The sequence below is a fragment of the Selenomonas sp. ND2010 genome, assembly GCF_000702005.1.
Classification (GTDB): domain Bacteria; phylum Bacillota; class Negativicutes; order Selenomonadales; family Selenomonadaceae; genus Selenomonas_A.
Map to the genome: position 1 here is coordinate 229,049 of NZ_JNKI01000001.1, position 16,699 is coordinate 245,747.

Sequence of the window (16,699 nt, forward strand, 5' to 3'; positions counted from 1 at the left end):
GTATTTTTTATAAGTATTGGTAATTTAAAAACATAATCGCTATAATGAACTCAAGTAAAAGAGTAAAAGATGCAAGTGATGTAAAGGAGAGATGCGAAATGATGAAGAAAATTGGCAAAAACAAAAAGATGGTTTTGGCAGCCCTGGTGGCAGGTGTGATGTCTTTTGGTCTTATGGGGAGTGATGTGACAATGGCCGCAACTCCGGCTAAAGCATTGGCAGCGGCTTCGCAGATGCAGCGTTCATCTATCAGAGAACTGAACAATGACACCCGCGTATTCAAGATTGACAAGTCAATCGAAGCCAAGAAGGTGAAGTTTGAAAACCGCTTTGGCTTTGAAGTGGCCGGCCATATGTATCTGCCCAAGGATTTTGATGCCAGCAGGAAATATAAGGCGGTCGTGATTACGGGGCCATTTGGTGCGGTGAAGGAGCAGTCCTCCGGACTTTATGCACAGGAATTTGCCAAGCATGGTTATGTGGCCGTAGCCTTTGATCCTTCCACCACAGGTGAGAGCAGTGGCAGCCGCCGCAATATGGGCTCCCCGGAAATCTTCACGGAAGACTATCATGCCGCCGTGGATTTCGTTTCCAACTTGAAATTCGTGAACCCGGATCAGGTGGGGGCCATGGGCATCTGCGGTTTGTCTGGCATGGCCATCACTGCCGCTGGCAGTGACAGCCGCATCAAGGCGGTGGCAACTTCGGCAATGTATGATATGAGTGAAAGCATCAGCGACCATTATAATGGTGCTTACTACACGCCGGAGCAGCGGGAACTCGTGAAACAGCATCTGGCCAAGATGCGTGATGAAGAAGCCAAGACCGGCAAAGCCATCCGCGGAGCCCATGAACTGGGGGTGGATGTCAGTGGTAATGTGGAGACCTTCGATACTATGTTCCCGGATAAACTGCCTGCGGATGCCAGCCCTGTCATCAAGGATTTCTTCGGCTACTATGTAGGCCGCGCCTTCCATCCGCGCGCCATCAACTCCAATAAGCTGGCCTGGGATTCGGTAACCCCATATGGCTTCTTTGACTTCAAGCTTATGAGCAATATTGATGAGTTGGGCAAGACGCCGGTCATGCTGATTACCGGGGATAAGGCGCATTCCAAGTATTTCTCCGACAATGTTTATGCCGCCATCAAAGGGGAGAAGGAAGAAATCGTCGTTCCTGGTGCTACCCATGTAGACCTTTATGACCAGATGGACAAGATTCCGTTTGACAAGCTGTTTGCCTTCTTTGATAAGAACCTGAAGTAAAAAACAAGAAATGCCGCCCGGAAAATCGTGCAAGAATTTGCTGGGCGGCATTTGTATTATATGGCTTGACTTTGAGTATACTCCAAGTGATAGAGTAAAAGAGGATAATGTGTATGGAGGAGAGAATATGAGCAAGAAAGTAGTGATCATTTCCACGAGCCTGAGAAAGAACAGCAATTCTGAGGCATTGGCCAAGGCTTTTGCTGAAGGTGCCAGGGAGGCAGGACACGAGGTGGAGCAGATTTCCCTGCGGGATAAGAACATAAACTTCTGCAAAGGATGCCTTGCCTGCCAGAAGACCATGCAGTGCGTGATCAAGGACGATGCCAATGAAATCACGGCCAAAATCGGTCAGGCAGATGTGGTGGCCTTGGCGACGCCGGTCTATTACTATGGCATGTGTGGCCAGCTAAAGACGCTCTTGGACCGGGCAAATCCCTTGTTCCCAGCGGATTATCGCTTCCGCGAAGTTTACCTGCTGGCCACGGCGGCAGAAGATGAGGAAGACACGGTGGCCGGAACCCGCATCGGCGTGCAGGGCTGGGTGGACTGCTTTGACAAGGCTGAACTGAAAGCGACGCTGTTCTGTGGCGGTGTGACGGATACAGGCGATATTGCCGGCAATGCCGCCTTAGAAAAAGCCCGGCAGGCTGGCAAGAATATTTGAAGTCTGCAAAATAATGTCTTGCAGCTGTATTTGCATAAGGAGAGAGGGCAATGCCAAATCGGAAAATCATAAGTGTGGTCATGCTGTCGGTGATGCTGCTGCTATCCGGCTGTACAGGTGCGCAGGAGACTGCTGCGGATACTGGCAGTAAGGTGCAGGAGGCCGTTCCACAGGAAAATAAATCCGTGGCAGAACCTAAGAAGGAGCAGGCGATGAAACTCATCATTGAGGATAAAGTTGTTCCCGTTACCTGGGAACAGAATGCTTCTACGGCGGCGATGCAGAAATTTTTGCCGTTGACCATCAAAATGTCACCTTATGGCGGCTTTGAGCAGGTGGGTTCTATTGGTCATAGTATTGACAGTGCAGATGAGCAGATGACCACGCAATATGGTGATATCGTCCTCTATGCGGGGAACAAGCTGGTCATTTTTTATGGCTCCAATTCCTGGTCTTACACGCGATTGGGGCATATTGAACTGTCACAACAGGAAATGACAGCTTTATTAAGCCATGATGAAGTAACGGTCGCACTTGTGGCAGAGTGAAAAAGGAATTGCGGGGGATAAGCTAGTCATTTAGCAGAAAGGTTATCTATATGAAGCGAAGGACTTTTATTTTGGGAGGTTTGGGCGCATTGGGCATGATGGCTGGAGGTGGGGCGTTGTTTGTGAACCGCCCGGAATTTGGCAGGCCGCCCCAGGGAGCGCGGCTGGCCCGTATGGAGGCATCGCCTCACTATATGAACGGTCAGTTCCAGAATCTGGTGCCGGTGCAGGTGATGAATGAAGATAACGGCGAAAGCCGTTTGACTGCCACGGCGAAATTCCTGTTCGGCGATAAGTCCCAGCTCTCACCCCAAGAGGCAATGCTCTCGGATAAAACGGATTTGAAGACATTGGACGTTTCGCAGGATGCGGTTGTCTGGATGGGACACTCCACGTTTTTCCTGCAGCTGGGCGGCCGGCGCATCCTGATCGATCCAGTGTTCAGTTCTTACGCTTCACCAGTGTTTTTCATCAACAAGGCCTTTCCGGGCAGCAATATCTATACGGCAGCGGATATGCCGGAGATTGATGTGCTTGCCATCTCCCATGACCATTGGGATCACCTGGACTATCCCACGGTAATGGCACTAAAAGATAAGGTGAAGAATGTTGTCTGTCCGCTGGGCGTGGGGGAATATTTCGAGCAGTGGGGCTTTGACCTCTCCATTATCCATGAGGAAGATTGGGATACGGAAATCAGGTTGGCGGATGATTTTTCCGTCCATATCCTGCCCTCCCAGCATTTTTCGGGGCGTTTTCTGAGGCGCAATCCGACGCTGTGGTGCGGCATGACTTTTGTGACACCCACGCGCAAGGTTTACTACACCGGCGATGGCGGCTATGGGGAACACTTCAAGGCCATTGGGCAGAAGTTTGGCGGCTTTGACCTGATGCTGGGGGAAAACGGCCAGTACAACATGGCCTGGCACGCCATCCATATGCTGCCCGAGGAAACGGCCCAAGCAGCGGTGGATGTGGGGGCCAAGCTGCTCCTGCCTGCCCATGGCGGCAAATTCGCTCTGTCTCGTCACCCTTGGCAGGAGCCCTATCGCAGGCTGACTGAAGCCAGCCAGGATAAGGACTATAAGCTGCTGACCCCGGCAATCGGGGAGCTGGTCCATATAGATAGTAAACAGAGGCGGTCCTTTGACGCTTGGTGGGAAAAGATGGCGTGAAGAATATTTAGACCAATGATGAGATAGAATTTGCACTATCAGTTGACCGGTCAACTTGACGAGTCAATTCGCCGTTGGTCCGAGCAGATTGAGTATAGTACCGAGAATGTCAAAATCTTGTTGGAATTGCCGGCGTGATAAGAGGCTATTGGGGCTGATAGAAGTTGATAGAAAACAGGTGGAGCGATGAATAGAAGAACATTTATTATCGGCGGCGTGGGCACGCTGGGGCTGCTAGCGGGCGGTGCGTTCTTAGCCCCAGGTACTTTGTATCGCAAGGCGGCTAATGGGGTTCGTAGTCTGGCGGGAGATTTGGATGCCCAATATCTGCGCCAGCTGATTACAGCCGATGCGGCCCATAGCCGGACGATTATGTGGCAGGCGGAGGATGTTTTAACTAGGCCGGCCATCGAATACCGCATCCAGGGGCAGGCGGAAGTGCAGCAGGTTCCTGCCCGGGAGGATTTTTTCAGCGATGATGGGGTCAAGAACAAGCAGTATCTGGCACAGTTGCAGGATTTGCAGGCCGCTGCTACTTATGAATATCGGGTGGTGACAGAAACAGCTGCCAGCGACTGGCATACCTTGCAGACGGCGGGGGATGGTGATTTTGAGTGCCTGCTGTTTCCCGATTCCCAGTCCAGCGATTACAGCGATTGGGAGAATTTAGCGCAAAATGCGGCAAAGCGCAATCCCCAGGCGGCCTTTTTCATCAATATGGGGGATATCGTGGACAATGGCGAAGACCATACCCAGTGGCAGGCCTGGTTTCATGGCGTCGAGGGTATTATTGACCGCCTGCCTTTTGTGCCCCTGATGGGCAATCACGAAACCTATGACCAGAACTGGAAGGTGCGGCTGCCGGAGGCCTACCTGCATTACTTTGCGGTGCCGGAAAATGGCAGCCAGGATTTTTCTCGCTACTATTATTCCTTTGACTATGGCCCAGTGCATTTTATCGTGCTTAACAGCCAGTGGCAGGAGACGGAGGACTTTAAGCCAGGTCTCATGGAAGAACAGCTGAACTGGCTGCGGCAGGATGCCAGCGCGAGCCGCAAGAAATGGAAGATTGTGCTGGTGCATAAGGATGTCTTGCAATACCGCATCCACAAGCGTCCCGAACGGCAGGAGGGGATTTCCGATTTAGGCAGGAACTTTATGCCCTTATTTGATGAGCTGGGCATTGATCTTGTCTTTACGGCCCATCTGCATACCTACCGTAACCGAGGACATATCAAGAACTTCCAGCGGGATGGTTCAGGGCCGCTCTATATCCTGACAGGAGTAGCCGGTAACGTCCGCTATCCTGGCCTATGGGTGGACCATCAGCTGGACGAAGTGGTGGCGCCTCAGCCGGAAACGGATAATTATCTCACCCTAAAGGTGACGGATAGGGAAATAACGGTCAAATGTTTCCTGCCGGATGGACAGGAGATTGATAAGGTAAAGGTGACGAAATAGCTTAAGGAGGCGTATTTTCGTGGGGATTATCAGTGGTTTGATTGGCAATGCAGCGGAGACGGATATTGAGGCTGTCAAGAAGGAGTATGGCAAACTCTTGGGCCGCAGTGAAGATGTGCTCCAAGCCTATCAATGGGTCAGGGATCTGCTGATTTTTACTGACTTCCGGCTTATCCTGGTGGATATTCAGGGGGCCACGGGGAAGAAAGTGGATTATCATTCCATTCCTTATAAGAGTATTCGGCATTTCGCCGTGGAATCCACAGGCCACTTTGATTTGGAGGCGGAGCTGAAAATCTGGGTAGCAGGGCTGGGGGCAGAGCCACTGGTCTACACTTTCAGTAAAGATGCGGATGTCTATAAGGTGCAGGCCTTGCTGGCCGAATGTGTAGGTAAGTGAGGCCGTAGGATTAAGTCGTATATTAAAAAAGCCAGCTTTAGTCGCTGGCTTTTTTGACATGTCAATTTGACGTTTGGTTAACTTATTTTGTGAGATGTCAGTGAGTGGTGTTGACAAGTCAACAACGTTTTTTTATATCTGTTTTTACAAAATAAAAGATACTAAAATTATAATTGACAAAATTGAATTTTGGTATATAATAAAGCCATAAGAACACAGAGCAATGAGGTTGAAGGAGTTGATGATATGGAAAAAAAGCGTATCCACAAGGATATTGTCATTATCGGCGCCGGCATGGCTGGGCTGACTGCCGCGCTTTATGCAGGACGTATGAATCTTGATGTACTGGTGCTGGAAAACGGCATTATCGGCGGTCAGATTGCTAATGCCACTGGCATTGAGAATTATCCGGGCTTTGCCAAGGTTTCCGGCAGGGAGCTGATTGGCACATTGCAGCAGCAGGCGGAGAGCTTTGGCGCTGTCATTGACGAATTTGACTCCATTGTGAAGGTATCCCTCAAGGCAAATCCCAAACTGGTGGAGACTGAGGAATACATCTACGAAGCCGATGCCCTGATTATCACTTCGGGCATGAATCGCCGCAAGCTGCCCCTGCCGGAGGAAAGCAGATATGCAGGCAAGGGCGTGCACTATTGCGAGCTTTGCGATGGTCATATGTATCAGAACAAGGTCATCGCGGTCATGGGCGGCGGCAATGCAGCCGTGGATGCGGCAAACTTCCTAAGTAAGTATGCCAAGAAGCTCTATCTCATTCACCGCTCGGAGATCCGGGCGGATGAGGTTTCCTGGCAGCGCCTGCAGGAAAATCCCAAAGCGGAGGTCTTCCTGCAGACGGAAGTCAAAAGCCTGCATGGGGAAGGCCGCTTGGAGTCCATCGAGATATTCGACAAGGCAGCGGGGGAGACTCGCCAGCTGCCGGTGGACGGCATCTTCGTCAATATCGGCGTGGTGCCCAATACGGAGCTCTTTGCAGATGAATTATCGCTGACTCCCAGTGGCCGTATTGCGGCAGGTGAGGATTGCCGCACTTCCATTCCCGGCGTATTTGCCGCCGGTGATGTGCGGGAAAAAGAAATACGCCAGCTGACTACCGCTGCTGCGGATGGTACCACGGCAGCCCTGCTGGCAGAGAAATATATCGTGAAGTTGAAGGAGGGGAATTAATATGGTAAAGGTTTATTCGATTAACAACTGTCCCTGGTGTGACAAGGTCAAGAAGTATCTGAAGAGCAAGAACGTGGAATTTGAGGAACACAATATCGAGGAGAACGATGCCGATCGTGATGCCTGCTATGCCCTCACAGGAGATTTGGTGGTGCCGATTACCACGGTTAATGATAAGGATTATGTGCTCAGCTTTGACAAAGCCAAACTGGATGCAATGCTGGGACTATAAGACAGGAACGGTAAGGAGGAGACACAATGGGGATTTATGATTTCGAAGTCAAGACGAGTAAAGGTGAGCCGAAATCTTTGGCTGATTATAAGGGTAAGGTGATGTTGATTGTCAATACTGCCAGCAAATGTGGTTTTACGCCGCAGTTCAAGGAGTTACAGGATCTTTATATGAAGTATAAAGATCAGGGATTGGAAATCCTGGGCTTTCCCTGCAATCAGTTTGCCGAGCAGGATCCTGGAACCAATAGTGAAGTACAGGAATTCTGCCGCCTGAACTATGGCGTTACATTCCAGATTTTCGAGAAGGGCGATGTACGCGGCGATACGGCCCAGCCTTTGTTCAAGTATTTGGTGGAGCAGCAGGGCTTCAAAGGCTTTGACGAAAATCATCCCATTGCGGCTAAGCTTATTGGTGCCTTGGAGGAAAACTTCCCAGAGATTCTGGAAGGGGATGGCATCAAGTGGAATTTTACCAAATTTCTGGTAGACCGCGAAGGAAAGGTAGTGGCCCGTTTCGAGCCCACAGCTTCGCCGGCAAATATGGCTGCGGACATTGAGAGATTACTTGGCCAATAAGTGTATAAATAAGAACTCACTGCGAACTTGGGAAAGTTGCAGTGAGTTCTTGTTTATTTTAATTGCTGTTTAAAGAAGTCGGTAACAAGCTTAGCGGCTCCCTGGATATCCTTGGAGAAGCCATGGTCTTCCGCAGGGATGAGTTTGACTTGACTGTTGAAGTATATTCGCTGATAGCGGAGGCTGTAGGTGTAGGGGACCAACATATCCCCAGTACCATGCAGTATGAAGGCCGGTCCCTGATATTGGGCGGATGTTTCGTAGATAGGCAGATCGCGGGCGGTTTTCACATAGTTTGCACCTAGTTTCAATCCGTTGAAAAGTTCTACGGTTTCAGGCGGATTGAGGGAGTCATACTGCTTGCCCAACAGCAGGCCGCGGATAGCATCTTCCCGTAATACAGCGGCCGGAGCCATGAGGGCAATGCTTTTTACATTCTGGGTTCCGAGGATGCCGGCGGTCATGCTGGTGACGACGCCACCTTGGGAATGGCCGGCCATGGATATGGAAGTAACCTGGGGCAGTTTGCGGGCATATTCGTAAACATGCTTGGCATCTTCGATTTCATTGGGCACGGTCATGTCCTGAAAGCGGCCTTCACTCTGGCCGTGGCCGTTGAAGTCAAAACGCAGGGAGGCAATGCCTTCTTTTTCCAAGTCATCCGCTAAATTCGTCAGCAGTTCAAATTCTTTGTTGGACGTGAAGCCATGCATGAGAATGACTAGCGGATAGTTCTTCGTTTTATTGGGAGTTTGCAATATGGCGGCGAGTTTGCCATGGTCACCATCGATAGTGATGTTCTGGCTTTGGGCGAAACTGCTGCCTGTGGTGCCAGCAATCATACTCATAGTCAGCACTGCGGTTAAAGTGATTTTTTTCCAACGATTTTTCTGCAAGTGAAATCCCTCCCATACGATATGTTCTGCTGATGTTAGGAGTTGGTATTGGCAAGTGTTGCATACCAGTCCTGCATAACGGAAAGAGCTTCCGCGTGTTCTTCGATGGGAATGCTCTTATAGAGTGTGTCTTCCAGCCCAGAACGTCTTTCCAGAACGTAGGTGATACCTTCGCTTTGAAAGAAAACCAGCGCAACATTTTCCCCAGGCAAGGTGAGGGTTATAGATTCGCCTTTGGGGGAGTGCTTTTTCGGAACCATTTCAAAGCTGTTCCCGTATAGCAGCATGTTGATAAAGGAAGTGGCTTCGTCAACATCTCCGGTTAGCGTTTTTCCTGACTTGGACACGGTATAATTCGTTCCCCGTTTGTAGAGAATGCGTGCCAGATAAATGCCGATAGAGCTATTATCGGCGCTTATGGATAATAGGTCGTTATCGGCGATAAACTGTTTGGGTACATCGTTCCATGCCCAATGACACAGTTTGCTCCAAAGCTCCTGATCTTTTTGCATTGCCTCAGGTGTTTCACGCATATAGCGTACATCGGTGGGATGATAGAAAATGTAATAGTTTCCCGTGCGATCCTGGGCAAAAAGTTTCCGGCCGGTCATGTCTTCACAGAGCATTTTATGTAGCTCTTGGGTGGATACCTTGCCAAGAGCAAAGAGCCATCCAGCACCTTCATATTCGGGATATTCCTTTTTCGCGGCTTCGAGGGAAGCGCGTTCGGTAACGGAAAAGAGCATTGGGCAAGTTCCGACTTTTGTTACGAGCAAGGAATCATAGTTGCGTGGGATTCGCAGACAAAGCCCGTCCTGCCGATAAAAAGAATCGCTATAGTTTGCGGTATAGCTGGCAGGCGGATGGTTGGAGCAGGTTGGCTCGCAACAGGTCGCAGATGGCAAAAGGGAACAAGCAGCCATGGCCGTTACAGCTATCAAAATCCTGTGCTTCATAGTGACTCTTCCTTTCTATACGTCAAATACTATCTATGCGGGATATTCTTCAAGAAAGAAGGATTTCCTTCTGTGTTAGCAGTTTTTGGCTTGAGGAATTAAGGCCGCCAGGCAAGCGAATTGCTTCCTGACGGCCTTCTATGGTATTTAGTTCCTGGCTAGGCGAGAGATATGGATGGCGAGGAAGGCTTTTTCCTCGGCGCTGATTTCCTTGTGATAGCGGTTCAGCAGGTGGGGGGGGATTTCAGCAGCGATGGTTTCTTCGATGACATTGCGGATAAATAAAGGAAATGATAAGTTGGATAACGAATTGATTGCTTTGAGGTGATAGGATAATGCAAAATCGAAAATTAGTGATTGGCTATATTGGCAATGGCAAGAGCACGAACCGCTATCATTTGCCCTTTGTGCTGAACCGGCCCGATAAGATTCGCGTGAAGATGATCTACCAGCGGAATCTGGCCAAACAGGACTGGGCGCAGATTGTGGGGGTGGAATATACGGATGACCTGGAAAAGATCCTGCATGACCCGGAAATCGATGTGCTGGTCGTGACGACGGCTACGGCAGCCCATTATCCGCTGGCCAAGAAAGTGCTGGAAGCCGGGAAGAACTGCGTGGTGGAAAAGCCCTTTGCCACAAGTGCAGAGGAAGCAGCGGAGCTGTTCCAACTGGCCAGGGAAAAGGGCGTAATGGTGCAGTGCTATCAGAACCGCCGCTTTGACAGCGATTTCCTGACCGCACAGAAGGTATTGGCCTCCGGCAAATTGGGTGAGCTCTTTGAAGTCAATATGAACTATGACTATTACCGGGCCTATGTGCCGGAGGGGGCAGAGAGCTATCGGAAGGAGGATGCCTTCCTCTATACCCATGCCTGCCATACCGTCGATCAGGTGCTTTCCTGGTTTGGCAAGCCTTTGGAGGTTCGCTCGGATGTGCGGCAGCTTCTGGGCCAGGGCCATATGAACGATTATTTTGATCTGGATCTGTTCTATGAGGGGTTCAAGGTATCCGTGAAGTCCAGCTACTTCCGGGCCAAATCCCGTCCAAGCTTCGAGCTTTACGGACGGCGCGGCTATTTTATCAAGGAAACCGAAGATAGGCAGGAAGCAGATTTGAAGAAGTTTTACCTGCCCGCCGGCCATCCGGATTTTGGCCTTGACCTGCCGGAGCATTACGGCACGTTGATCTACTATGATGAAGCGGGAAATTACCATGAAGAAAAAGTCCCCAGTGAAAAAGGGGACTATGCCAGGTTCTATGATGCGCTTTATGAAACGTTACTCCATGGTGTGGCACCGCTGGTGACGGAAGCGCAAACCATGGAGCAGATGCGGATCCTGGCCGAGGCCGGGAAAGTGCTTGGCTGAATGACGACGGCGTTATAAAGGGAGCGATATTTTATTGTAAAAACATCGTATAAGATAGCTTTTTTTGACCTAGATGGCACCTGGATTGACAGTCTGCTTAATATTTTTCAATTCTTGATGCAGCCATTCGAGACGCTGTTTTTCCCGCAGAATGGCCTGCTGCAGGATGCAGCGGTGGCCGAAGTGTTTGTGCTGCTCTTTTTCATCGGCAAACAGCAGCTGCCAGCGGGCCTGCAGGTATTGGTATTTTTCCTCGTGCCGGGCGATTTCTTCCTGGAAGAGCCGGGTGACCAGTGGATGGTCGGCTGAGTCAAGCAGATAGAGTTTCATCGTGAACTCATCACGGGTAGGTACCGGGGGATTTAGGGGTTCATCCATCCAGGCGGACAGAAGTTTCTGTCCGTCTTTTGTGATTTGGTAGAATTTCTTTTCGAGTTTTTTGCCGACGAGTTCCGTGCGCGAGGAAATCAGGCCGTCTTCCTCCATGCGCCGCAGCTCGGGATAAATCTGGCTGTGGTTGGAGTACCAGAAGTCACCAAGTTCCTCTTCAAACAGCTTTTTGATATCGTAGCCGGCCAGTTCTTCGCGGTTCAGCAGGCCGAGGATAATATATTTCAAAACATTTTTTTGTGCCATGATAAGTCGACTCCTCATTAAATATCTGACATTAGTATAGCATAGAAAAAAAGAATAAACATGTATCTTTTTACATGATGTTGACAAGTCAAGAAAAAATGGTTATGATAGGAGTATGGTTATTATGTAAATAAATACATGATAACATAAAAGATTGCCTAGGTAAGTCAAAAAGATAACAGGAGGTATTCGGATGAAAGCAGGCAAATGGCGGAAGCTGTCGGTGGCAGTGTTGCTATCGTTGGCTTTGGCGGTGCCGATGGCTGGTGGCAGCTGTGAGGCGGCGGATAAGGTAGCGAATCTTATCGATATGCAACCAACCTATCGGGATGTAGTAGTGGCCAATGTGCAGAATGACAATGGTGCAACGCGACAGTTGCGCATGAATGTCTTTGTGCCGCCGAAGGCCAAGGCGGAAAAAGTTCCTGTGCTGGTGTTTGTCCATGGTGGCGGTTGGGCCAAGGGCACCTATGAAGGCGATGATGCCCCAAAGAAAGCAGCTGATTCATCTCAGAGCAGCACGAATGCTCTGATGGCGCAGGATAATAATTCGTCTTATAAGATTTTCAAGGATGTGCTGAATCATGGAATCGCCTTTGTTTCTGTAGATTATCGGCTGAACAGTGAAGCGGCTTTTCCTGCCCAGATCTATGATGTGAAGGCGGCGGTGCGCTTTGTCCGCGCCCATGCCGATGAATATGGACTGGATGCGGAGCGGATTGCCATTGCCGGAACTTCCGCCGGCGCCCATTTAGCTGCAGAGCTTGCCGTGACCAGCGGCAACAAGGCACTGGAAGGTGACGAAGGCGGTAATCTGGAATACAGCAGTCGCGTCAAAGCCTGCGTGGACTATTATGGGCCGACGAATCTTTTGACTATGGCGCCGGAGATGAATCCTGCGCTGGAGGCTCCGGATAAGGCAGCAGAGACGCATGATTCCGTCCGGGCGAATGAGTCCATCCTGCTGGGATTCACCGGCGAGGGACAGGGCGTAGGCACCCTGCGCAAGCTTGATGAAGCAGGAGATACAGCTTCGCCTTATTGGCATATGGTGGAAATGGCCAAACTGGCAAGCCCCGTGTATCAGGTGACGAAGGATGCACCGCCGTTCTTCATTGCCCATGGTGGTCATGATTCGCTCGTGCCCATCCAGCAGAGCATCAGCCTGCAGAAGGCTTTGACTGATGCCGGCGTGGAAAATATCTTTATGTGCAATTCTAAAGCTCCGCACGGCTATCAAGGCGAAGATACCAACAAGGCCATGATGCGCTGGCTCTGCCGTCAGCTTGGCGTTACGTATTGATTTCATTTATATGAGGAGGAACTAGGTATGAAATTTAAGGAGCTGGATGATTTTTTAGGAACGCATTTTATCTACACGTATGATAATGGCTGGGAAATGGGGCTTTTCTATCTGGAAGATGGCCATGCAGAAATCCGTGGCATGCTTGAACAGAAGGAAGCCTTTGACGTTTGAGGATAAAAAGGAACTGGCGGGCAGTTGACCGGTCAATATGACTGGTCAGTTGCCCCTTTTTGTTGTCGGCAATCCATTTATTCCGCATTGACTGGTCAAATTTTGACATGTCAAAATTGACAAGTCATTTTCAGCGTGTTATAGTAGCAATTGCACTATATATGTAAATAATTACTTATTTTAGGAAAGGGATGTATCGCAAGTGACTCGTGAAAAACTCTGGACAAGAAATTTTATCGCGTTGATTGCGGCAAATGGTTTTCTGTTTGCCAGCTTTCATTTTCTACTGCCAACCATTACGGTGTATGCGGCTAGCCTAGGGGCTACGGGCGTGCAGATTGGCTTGATCGGCGGCATCTTCGGTTATTCGGCGATTTTTATCCGCTTGTTTACGGATACGGGGGTGCGGGCTTTCGGCAAGAAGAAGTGTTTGTATGCCGGCTTGCTGCTCTGTGTAGCGGCGGTGCTCGGCTATATGATTTTTCCAAATGCAGATGCGATTATTTTTGCCCGCGTGCTTCATGGCCTGGGCTTTGGTCTTTCGACTACTTTTGCGGCAGCGATTGCGGCTGATGTCATTCCGGCGGCGCGCCGTGGGGAGGGGATTGGTTACTTCGGTATGGGAAGTACCGTGGCTATGGCGCTGGCACCGGCCTTTGGACTGTATCTGCTGGCCGAAAGTGCGACTTGGCTGTTTACGGCATCCATTGTGGTGAGCCTTTTGGCAATCCTGATGGCGTATGTCTGCAAGACACACGAGGCCGTGACAGAATTGCCACCAACACCGCCGCTGCATTCTTCCATTCGCAACCGTATCTGCGAGCATGGCACAGCGGGTCCATCGCTGTTGACAATTTTGTTTGGTGCAGGTTATGGCAGTGTCAATACCTTTATTGCCATGCTGGCGGCCGAAAAATCCGTGGAGAATGCGGGGCTTTTCTTTGTGATTGGCACCTTGTTTGTCTTTATCTCTCGTCCGTTTGGCGGACGGTTGCTGGATAAGTATGGTGCCTTTGCAGTAGTCCTGCCCGGTGCGGTTTCCTATCTGTTAGCATTGGGAATTATGGTTATGGCCGATTCCCTTACGGGTTTGCTCGTCGCTTCGGTATTCTATGGACTGGGGGCAGGGGCGCTCTTGCCGGCGCTTCTAACCTGGATGCTGAACATGGTGCGTCCGGACAGACACAGTGCTGCTAGTGCTACCTTTTATAATATGCTGGATATCGGCACAAGCACCGGTTTGATCGTTTTGGGAGCTGTAGCGGGCAGTGTAGGCTATACCAACATGTTCTGGTATGTGATTGGCATCATGTCGATGTTCCTGGTACTGGCAGTATTCCAATATTACCATCGCAGCGAACAAGTGCTGGAAGAAGTAGAGGAAATTTCATGAACAAAGAACCGCAGGAATTATCTCAGTTCCTGCGGTTTTTGCTGGAAAAAGTGGTATTTGTGTGAGGGAGAATCTATCAGTCGACAAAAAGGAAACAATAGAGTTATAATATAAAAAAGAGCGAGAGCATAAATTATGCAAATAAAAGGGAGAGCTGAATATACATGTTGGAATTGAAGAATATTTCCTTCCATGTCACTGAGGGCAACAGCCAGGTGGATATTATCCAGAACCTGAGCCTCACGGTTGACAACCGGAAGTTTGTGGTCATCACAGGACCGAACGGCAGCGGTAAGTCCACCTTGGCCAAAATCATTGCGGGCATTGAGCAACCCACGTCTGGTCAGATATTGCTCGATGGTGAGGATATCACGCATAAGAGCATTACGGAACGCGCCCAGCTGGGCATCAGCTTTGCCTTCCAGCAGCCTGTGCGCTTCCGCGGCTTGCAGGTCATTGACCTCTTGCGTCTGGCAGCTGGGAAAAAGATTTCCCATATCAAGGCCTGCGATTATCTCGCGGAAGTGGGACTCTGTGCCAATGATTATCTCAACCGCGAGGTGAATAGCTCGTTATCCGGTGGCGAGCTCAAGCGTATCGAGATTGCTACCATTCTGGCCAGAAAGACCAATCTTTCCATCTTTGATGAACCGGAGGCGGGCATTGACCTTTGGAGCTTCCAGAATCTTATCCGCATCTTTGAAAAAATGCGGGAGGAAATCGAGGACAGCTCGATTATCATCATTTCCCACCAGGAGCGCATCCTGCAGATTGCAGACGAAATCATTGTGCTGGCCGATGGCCGTGTGCAGGAACATGGTGCTGGCAAAGATATCCTGCCGAAAATCATGGACACGGAAGCCAGTATGCCAATGTGCCGGAAGTTTCAGTAAGGGGGAAGTCACGCAATGTTGAAGATGGATGAAATACAGAAAAGACTGTTGCTGGAGGTGGCCGACCTCCACGATGTTCCGATGGGAGCCTACAATCTGCGGGCTAATGGCAAGTCCGTGGGCCGCAGCAGCAGTGCCAATATTGAAATAACGCCGAAGGAAGATGGCTCGGGCATCGATATCCATATCAAGCCTGGCACCAAGAATGAGAGCGTGCATATTCCCGTGGTCATGAGCGAAAGCGGCATGAAGGAAACGGTGTATAATGATTTCTATATCGGCGAGGGAGCCGATGTGGTAATCGTGGCTGGCTGCGGCATTGACAACTGCGGTACCCAGGATTCGGAACACGACGGCGTGCATCGCTTCTTCGTCGGGGAAAATGCCAAGGTCAAGTACGTGGAAAAACATTATGGTTCCGGTGATGGCCAGGGGAGCCGTATCTTGAATCCCGTTACGGAAGTGACCATGGAGGCCGGCAGCTCCATGGAGATGGAAATGGTGCAGATCAAAGGCGTAGATTCCACCAGCCGTACCACCAAGGCCAATCTCAAGGCAGATGCCAGCCTCATCGTACGCGAACGCCTCATGACGCATGGCAAGCAGTATGCATACAGCGAGTACGAAGTTTCGCTGGATGGCGAAAATGCCAGTGCTGATGTGGTATCCCGTGGCGTAGCCAAGGATAAGTCCTACCAGAAACTGGATTTGCGCATTGTGGGCAATGCTGCCTGCCACGGTCATACGGAGTGCGACTCCATCATCATGGACGAGGGACGGATTCTGGCCGTACCTTCCCTGGAAGCCAACAACGTGGATGCCATGCTCGTGCATGAAGCCGCTATCGGCAAGATTGCCGGAGACCAGCTCATCAAACTGATGACATTGGGCTTGACGGAAAAAGAAGCCGAAGAACAGATTGTCAATGGCTTCCTGAAGTAAGAGATATGGGGCTGTTCTTTAAGTGTGTTGCACTTGAGGAACAGCTTTTTGCATTCGATGGCGTTGACAAAAGGAAAAAAATCAATATAATAAATAGTTAGCAAGCTAATTATTTTAATGGAGAAGATTATGAAACGAGAATTGGTACCGACCTTTGCCGAGTTGGAACGCCATAAGAAAATGGTGCCGGAAATCAATCCGGCGGCAGTCATTGCCATGCTGGGCATCAAGACGGCCAGCGAGGAAATCCAGCAGTCCATTTTGGATGTGCTGCAGCGGGACTATCAACTGTCAGAGGGCAAGTTCTGTGCGCTGGTGGTACTTCATCAGTACGGCAAGGAGGGCATTGCGCCATCGCTTTTGGCAGCGAAAGTGGGGGTTACCCGGGCCACCATCAGCAATATGCTCCAGCGCATGGAGCGGGATGGCCTGGTGGATATCCGTCCCGCAGCGCAGGATGGCCGCGCGAAAGTCGTGCGCTTGACGGAAGCAGGCTGCGACTTCATGGAGGAAATCCTGCCGCCGCATTATCTGCGGGTCAGCAAACTGATGGAGAAGCTTACAGAAGCGGAGCAGAAAGAACTCATCATGTTGTTGGAAAAATTAAGTGCCTAAGGCACTTATT

19 protein-coding genes are annotated in these 16,699 nt (G+C 50.2%); 16 read left to right on the forward strand and 3 right to left on the reverse strand.

Features of this window, described 5'->3' with window-relative positions; genetic code table 11:
* Nucleotides 1–98 precede the first annotated feature (98 nt).
* The 9 genes from T504_RS0101115 (at nt 99) to T504_RS0101155 (ending at nt 7,511) form a co-directional block, all read left to right on the forward strand.
* On the forward strand, nt 99–1,265 hold the full coding sequence (locus T504_RS0101115) for an alpha/beta hydrolase (protein ID WP_033169181.1): 1,167 nt from the start codon (nt 99–101) through the stop codon (nt 1,263–1,265).
* A gap of 127 nt (nt 1,266–1,392) precedes the next feature.
* On the forward strand, nt 1,393–1,932 hold the full coding sequence (locus T504_RS0101120; protein WP_033169182.1) for a flavodoxin family protein: 540 nt from the start codon (nt 1,393–1,395) through the stop codon (nt 1,930–1,932).
* Between the two features lie 50 nt (nt 1,933–1,982).
* Nucleotides 1,983–2,480 (forward strand): cyclophilin-like fold protein, encoded by a 498-nt coding sequence (locus tag T504_RS0101125; RefSeq protein WP_051635121.1) that lies wholly within the window; start codon nt 1,983–1,985, stop codon nt 2,478–2,480.
* A 50-nt stretch (nt 2,481–2,530) separates the two neighbouring features.
* Nucleotides 2,531–3,655, forward strand: coding sequence for an MBL fold metallo-hydrolase (locus T504_RS0101130; protein WP_033169183.1), 1,125 nt, complete (start codon nt 2,531–2,533; stop codon nt 3,653–3,655).
* Between the two features lie 186 nt (nt 3,656–3,841).
* The gene (locus T504_RS0101135) at nt 3,842–5,116 is read left to right on the forward strand and encodes a purple acid phosphatase family protein (protein ID WP_033169184.1); all 1,275 of its coding nucleotides are present in this window, start codon (nt 3,842–3,844) and stop codon (nt 5,114–5,116) included.
* 19 nt (nt 5,117–5,135) lie between these two features.
* Nucleotides 5,136–5,516 carry a PH domain-containing protein gene (locus T504_RS0101140; RefSeq protein WP_033169185.1) on the forward strand — a complete coding sequence of 127 codons (381 nt, stop codon included), beginning with the start codon at nt 5,136–5,138 and terminating at the stop codon, nt 5,514–5,516.
* A gap of 246 nt (nt 5,517–5,762) precedes the next feature.
* Nucleotides 5,763–6,701 carry an NAD(P)/FAD-dependent oxidoreductase gene (locus tag T504_RS0101145; RefSeq protein WP_033169186.1) on the forward strand — a complete coding sequence of 313 codons (939 nt, stop codon included), beginning with the start codon at nt 5,763–5,765 and terminating at the stop codon, nt 6,699–6,701.
* Nucleotide 6,702: 1 nt separating this feature from the next.
* Nucleotides 6,703–6,933, forward strand: coding sequence for a glutaredoxin family protein (locus T504_RS0101150; RefSeq protein WP_033169187.1), 231 nt, complete (start codon nt 6,703–6,705; stop codon nt 6,931–6,933).
* Nucleotides 6,934–6,959: 26 nt separating this feature from the next.
* A complete protein-coding gene (locus T504_RS0101155; protein WP_033169188.1) occupies nt 6,960–7,511 on the forward strand; it encodes a glutathione peroxidase in 552 nt (183 codons plus the stop codon).
* 53 nt (nt 7,512–7,564) lie between these two features.
* On the opposite strand, the gene T504_RS0101160 is transcribed toward T504_RS0101155, so the two are convergent.
* Both T504_RS0101160 and T504_RS0101165 read right to left on the reverse strand, forming a co-directional pair.
* On the reverse strand, nt 7,565–8,407 hold the full coding sequence (locus tag T504_RS0101160; RefSeq protein WP_081823327.1) for an alpha/beta hydrolase: 843 nt from the start codon (nt 8,405–8,407) through the stop codon (nt 7,565–7,567).
* A 35-nt stretch (nt 8,408–8,442) separates the two neighbouring features.
* Nucleotides 8,443–9,363 (reverse strand): hypothetical protein, encoded by a 921-nt coding sequence (locus tag T504_RS0101165; RefSeq protein ID WP_033169189.1) that lies wholly within the window; start codon nt 9,361–9,363, stop codon nt 8,443–8,445.
* Between the two features lie 335 nt (nt 9,364–9,698).
* Between T504_RS0101165 and T504_RS0101170 the strand changes: the two genes are divergently transcribed.
* On the forward strand, nt 9,699–10,733 hold the full coding sequence (locus tag T504_RS0101170) for a Gfo/Idh/MocA family oxidoreductase (protein ID WP_033169190.1): 1,035 nt from the start codon (nt 9,699–9,701) through the stop codon (nt 10,731–10,733).
* A 69-nt stretch (nt 10,734–10,802) separates the two neighbouring features.
* Here T504_RS0101170 and T504_RS0101175 read toward each other — a convergent pair whose 3' ends face one another.
* Nucleotides 10,803–11,369 (reverse strand): PadR family transcriptional regulator, encoded by a 567-nt coding sequence (locus tag T504_RS0101175; RefSeq protein WP_033169191.1) that lies wholly within the window; start codon nt 11,367–11,369, stop codon nt 10,803–10,805.
* A gap of 193 nt (nt 11,370–11,562) precedes the next feature.
* Between T504_RS0101175 and T504_RS0101180 the strand changes: the two genes are divergently transcribed.
* The 6 genes from T504_RS0101180 (at nt 11,563) to T504_RS0101200 (ending at nt 16,689) form a co-directional block, all read left to right on the forward strand.
* Nucleotides 11,563–12,672 (forward strand): alpha/beta hydrolase, encoded by a 1,110-nt coding sequence (locus T504_RS0101180; RefSeq protein ID WP_033169192.1) that lies wholly within the window; start codon nt 11,563–11,565, stop codon nt 12,670–12,672.
* A gap of 27 nt (nt 12,673–12,699) precedes the next feature.
* Nucleotides 12,700–12,846: a phenolic acid decarboxylase gene (locus T504_RS14855; protein WP_072022678.1), complete on the forward strand. Its 147-nt coding sequence runs from the start codon at nt 12,700–12,702 to the stop codon at nt 12,844–12,846.
* Nucleotides 12,847–13,048: 202 nt separating this feature from the next.
* Nucleotides 13,049–14,239: an MFS transporter gene (locus tag T504_RS0101185; protein ID WP_033169193.1), complete on the forward strand. Its 1,191-nt coding sequence runs from the start codon at nt 13,049–13,051 to the stop codon at nt 14,237–14,239.
* Between the two features lie 164 nt (nt 14,240–14,403).
* Complete coding sequence (locus T504_RS0101190) at nt 14,404–15,132, forward strand: ABC transporter ATP-binding protein (protein ID WP_033169194.1); 729 nt, start codon at nt 14,404–14,406, stop codon at nt 15,130–15,132.
* A gap of 15 nt (nt 15,133–15,147) precedes the next feature.
* Nucleotides 15,148–16,074: a SufB/SufD family protein gene (locus T504_RS0101195; RefSeq protein WP_033169195.1), complete on the forward strand. Its 927-nt coding sequence runs from the start codon at nt 15,148–15,150 to the stop codon at nt 16,072–16,074.
* 129 nt (nt 16,075–16,203) lie between these two features.
* Nucleotides 16,204–16,689 carry a MarR family winged helix-turn-helix transcriptional regulator gene (locus T504_RS0101200; RefSeq protein ID WP_033169303.1) on the forward strand — a complete coding sequence of 162 codons (486 nt, stop codon included), beginning with the start codon at nt 16,204–16,206 and terminating at the stop codon, nt 16,687–16,689.
* Nucleotides 16,690–16,699 lie beyond the last annotated feature (10 nt).

Excerpts from the sequence above, each read along its gene's own strand:
- T504_RS0101190 (WP_033169194.1), top strand. The coding sequence starts at position 14,404 with ATGTTGGAATTGAAGAATATTTCCTTCCATGTCACTGAGGGCAACAGC.
- T504_RS0101180 (WP_033169192.1), top strand. The coding sequence starts at position 11,563 with ATGAAAGCAGGCAAATGGCGGAAGCTGTCGGTGGCAGTGTTGCTATCG.
- T504_RS0101120 (WP_033169182.1), top strand. The coding sequence starts at position 1,393 with ATGAGCAAGAAAGTAGTGATCATTTCCACGAGCCTGAGAAAGAACAGC.
- T504_RS0101145 (WP_033169186.1), top strand. The coding sequence starts at position 5,763 with ATGGAAAAAAAGCGTATCCACAAGGATATTGTCATTATCGGCGCCGGC.
- T504_RS0101130 (WP_033169183.1), top strand. The coding sequence starts at position 2,531 with ATGAAGCGAAGGACTTTTATTTTGGGAGGTTTGGGCGCATTGGGCATG.
- T504_RS0101200 (WP_033169303.1), top strand. The coding sequence starts at position 16,204 with ATGAAACGAGAATTGGTACCGACCTTTGCCGAGTTGGAACGCCATAAG.
- T504_RS14855 (WP_072022678.1), top strand. The coding sequence starts at position 12,700 with ATGAAATTTAAGGAGCTGGATGATTTTTTAGGAACGCATTTTATCTAC.
- T504_RS0101150 (WP_033169187.1), top strand. The coding sequence starts at position 6,703 with ATGGTAAAGGTTTATTCGATTAACAACTGTCCCTGGTGTGACAAGGTC.
- T504_RS0101135 (WP_033169184.1), top strand. The coding sequence starts at position 3,842 with ATGAATAGAAGAACATTTATTATCGGCGGCGTGGGCACGCTGGGGCTG.
- T504_RS0101165 (WP_033169189.1), bottom strand. The coding sequence starts at position 9,363 with ATGAAGCACAGGATTTTGATAGCTGTAACGGCCATGGCTGCTTGTTCC.
- T504_RS0101175 (WP_033169191.1), bottom strand. The coding sequence starts at position 11,369 with ATGGCACAAAAAAATGTTTTGAAATATATTATCCTCGGCCTGCTGAAC.
- T504_RS0101195 (WP_033169195.1), top strand. The coding sequence starts at position 15,148 with ATGTTGAAGATGGATGAAATACAGAAAAGACTGTTGCTGGAGGTGGCC.
- T504_RS0101125 (WP_051635121.1), top strand. The coding sequence starts at position 1,983 with ATGCCAAATCGGAAAATCATAAGTGTGGTCATGCTGTCGGTGATGCTG.
- T504_RS0101115 (WP_033169181.1), top strand. The coding sequence starts at position 99 with ATGATGAAGAAAATTGGCAAAAACAAAAAGATGGTTTTGGCAGCCCTG.
- T504_RS0101170 (WP_033169190.1), top strand. The coding sequence starts at position 9,699 with ATGCAAAATCGAAAATTAGTGATTGGCTATATTGGCAATGGCAAGAGC.
- T504_RS0101155 (WP_033169188.1), top strand. The coding sequence starts at position 6,960 with ATGGGGATTTATGATTTCGAAGTCAAGACGAGTAAAGGTGAGCCGAAA.